Genomic DNA, 2,966 nt, shown 5'->3' on the forward strand with positions numbered 1-2,966 from the left:
TCCCGCATTGCCCTACTGTTCACCCTCCTCATTTCCCGCTACAGTTATCCTTCCACGGCTGATAAGGAGAGGGAAATGCTCTATATCTTTGATTTAGGTAACGTGATTGTCGATATTGACTTCAATCGGGTGCTGGGTGCATGGAGCGATTTCAGCCGTGTCCCGCTGGCGACGCTAAAGCAAAACTTTACGATGGGTGAGGCCTTCCATCAGCATGAGCGCGGGGAGATCACCGACGAAGCCTTTGCCGAGGCGCTTTGCCATGAACTGGATCTCCCGCTCAGCTATGAGCAGTTTTCCCACGGCTGGCAGGCGGTATTCGTTGCCCTGCGCCCGGAAGTGATCGACATCATGCATAAACTGCGCGCCCAGGGGCACCGCGTGGTGGTGCTGTCCAACACCAATCGTCTGCACACGACTTTCTGGCCGGAGGAATATCCGGAAATTAAAGCTGCCGCCGATCATATTTACCTGTCCCAGGATATGGGGATGCGTAAACCCGAAGCGCGAATTTATCAGGCGGTGTTACAGGCCGAAGGATTTAGCGCCGCCGATACGGTCTTTTTTGACGATAACGCCGATAATATAGAAGGCGCTAACCAGCTGGGGATCACCTCCATTCTGGTGACCGGTAAAGACACTCTCCCGACCTATTTTGCGAAGCAGTTATGTTAAAAACCGTTCATCATAAAGCCAGGCATCACACCCGACCGGTGGTGGCCTGGCTCAAATTGCTCTGGCAGCGTATTGATGAAGACAATATGACGACGCTGGCGGGGAATCTCGCCTATGTGTCCCTGCTCTCGCTGGTGCCGCTGGTGGCGGTGATTTTCGCGCTTTTCGCCGCCTTTCCCATGTTCAATGACGTCAGTATCCAGCTACGGCATTTTGTTTTTGCCAACTTCATGCCCGCCACCGGGGATGTGATCCAGCGTTACATCGAACAGTTTGTCGCTAACTCCAGCAAAATGACGGCGGTGGGGGCATGCGGGCTGATCGTTACCTCTTTACTGTTAATGTATGCCATTGACAGCGCGCTTAATGTCATCTGGCGCAGCAAACGGGTACGGCCGAAGGTTTACTCCTTCGCGGTGTACTGGATGATCCTGACGCTGGGGCCGCTGCTGGCGGGCGCGAGCCTGGCCATCAGTTCCTATCTGCTCTCCCTGCGCTGGGTGAGCGATCTCGACAGCGTGATTGACGACGTGCTGCGGATTTTCCCGCTGATCCTCTCCTGGCTGTCGTTCTGGCTGCTGTACAGCATCGTGCCGACCACGCGCGTACCGAACCGCGATGCCCTTGTCGGTGCGCTGGTCGCCGCTCTGTTATTTGAGCTGGGCAAAAAAGCTTTTGCCCTCTACATCACCATGTTCCCCTCTTATCAGCTGATTTATGGCGTGCTGGCAGTGGTGCCGATTTTATTCCTCTGGGTGTACTGGACGTGGTGTATCGTCTTGCTTGGCGCGGAAATAACTGTCACTCTCGGGGAATACCGCAAACTCAAAGAAGCCGCAGAAGAAGCACAAGCAGACCAACCATGATTGCATTGATTCAACGTGTTAGCCGCGCCAGCGTCAGCGTGGAGGATGAAGTGACGGGTGAAATCGGCCCGGGACTTTTGGTGTTATTAGGTGTCGAAAAGGATGACGACGAGCAAAAAGCCGACCGCCTGTGCGAACGGGTGCTCGGCTATCGTGTGTTCAGCGACGCTGACGGCAAGATGAACCTCAACGTTAAACAGGCTGGCGGCAGCGTGCTGGTGGTGTCGCAGTTCACCCTCGCGGCCGATACCAGCCGCGGCATGCGGCCGGGGTTCTCAAAAGGCGCTGAACCTGAGCGTGCCGAAGCGCTGTATGACTATTTCGTGTCGCGTTGCCGCAGCCTCGATATGGTGACGCAAACCGGACGATTCGCTGCCGATATGCAGGTTTCGCTGGTGAATGACGGCCCCGTAACGTTCTGGCTCCAGGTATGAGTCAGCTTGCGGTGTTGCCCCGGTCAACAAGAGAGAATACCGCTATGTACCACCTACGCGTACCGCAGACAGAAGAAGAATTAGAACGTTACTACGCCTTTCGCTGGGAAATGCTGCGTAAGCCGCTGCGCCAGCCGCGCGGCTCCGAGCGCGATGCCTGGGATGCGATGGCGCATCACCAGATGGTGATGGACGAAGACGGCAAGCTGGTGGCCGTCGGGCGACTGTATATCAATGCCGACAATGAAGCCTCGATCCGCTTTATGGCGGTACATCCGAGCGTGCAGGACAAAGGCCTTGGCACGCTGATGGCGATGACGCTGGAATCCGTGGCCCGGCAGGAGGGCGTAAAGCGCGTCACCTGTAGCGCGCGGGAAGACGCGGTGGAGTTTTTCGCCAAGCTCGGCTTTGTGAACGAAGGCGAGATCACCGCGCCGCAGACCACGCCGCTGCGCCATTTTTTGATGGTGAAACCCGTCGCTTCGCTCGATGATATTCTGCATCGCGGCGACTGGTGCGGGCAGTTGCAGCAGGCCTGGTATCAGCATATTCCGCTCAGTGAAAAAATGGGCGTGCGCATCCAGCAGTACACCGGGCAAAAATTTATTACCACCATGCCGGAGACGGGCAATCAGAATCCGCACAATACGCTATTTGCCGGCAGTCTGTTCTCACTTGCCACGCTCACCGGCTGGGGGCTGATCTGGCTGATGCTGCGCGAGCGTCATCTGGGCGGCACCATTATTCTGGCGGATGCGCATATTCGTTACAGCCAGCCGATCAGCGGACGTCCGAGCGCCGTTGCGGATTTAGGCTCGCTCAGCGGCGATCTGGACCGCCTGGCCCGTGGTCGTAAATCCCGCGTTCAGCTCCAGGTCGAGCTCTTTGGCGACGATAAAGCGGGCGCGATTTTTGAAGGCATCTATATCGTGCTGCCCGCCAAACCCTTCGGACCGCTGGAAGAGGGCGGTAACGAAGAAGAGTAGGGCTC

General features: G+C 56.8%; 4 protein-coding genes. All 4 read left to right on the forward strand.

What is annotated here, in order from left to right; translation table 11 throughout:
* Positions 1-75 precede the first annotated feature (75 nt).
* From yihX to fabY, 4 genes are read left to right on the forward strand one after another with little or no spacing between them, the layout of a single operon-like run.
* The gene (gene yihX, locus QRD42_RS05140) at positions 76-675 is read left to right on the forward strand and encodes a glucose-1-phosphatase (RefSeq protein WP_321988324.1); all 600 of its coding nucleotides are present in this window, start codon (positions 76-78) and stop codon (positions 673-675) included.
* Entirely contained in the window at positions 669-1,541 is an 873-nt protein-coding gene (locus QRD42_RS05145) for a virulence factor BrkB family protein (RefSeq protein ID WP_072571390.1), read from the forward strand. The genes yihX and QRD42_RS05145 overlap by 7 nt, the downstream gene beginning before the upstream one ends.
* Entirely contained in the window at positions 1,538-1,975 is a 438-nt protein-coding gene (gene dtd / locus QRD42_RS05150; RefSeq protein ID WP_072571389.1) for a D-aminoacyl-tRNA deacylase, read from the forward strand. The genes QRD42_RS05145 and dtd overlap by 4 nt, the downstream gene beginning before the upstream one ends.
* A gap of 44 nt (positions 1,976-2,019) precedes the next feature.
* A complete protein-coding gene (gene fabY, locus QRD42_RS05155; RefSeq protein ID WP_072571388.1) occupies positions 2,020-2,961 on the forward strand; it encodes a fatty acid biosynthesis protein FabY in 942 nt (313 codons plus the stop codon).
* Positions 2,962-2,966 lie beyond the last annotated feature (5 nt).

Origin of the sequence: Enterobacter sp. PGRG2 (assembly GCF_030291195.1) — a bacterium.
Taxonomy (GTDB): domain Bacteria; phylum Pseudomonadota; class Gammaproteobacteria; order Enterobacterales; family Enterobacteriaceae; genus Enterobacter_D.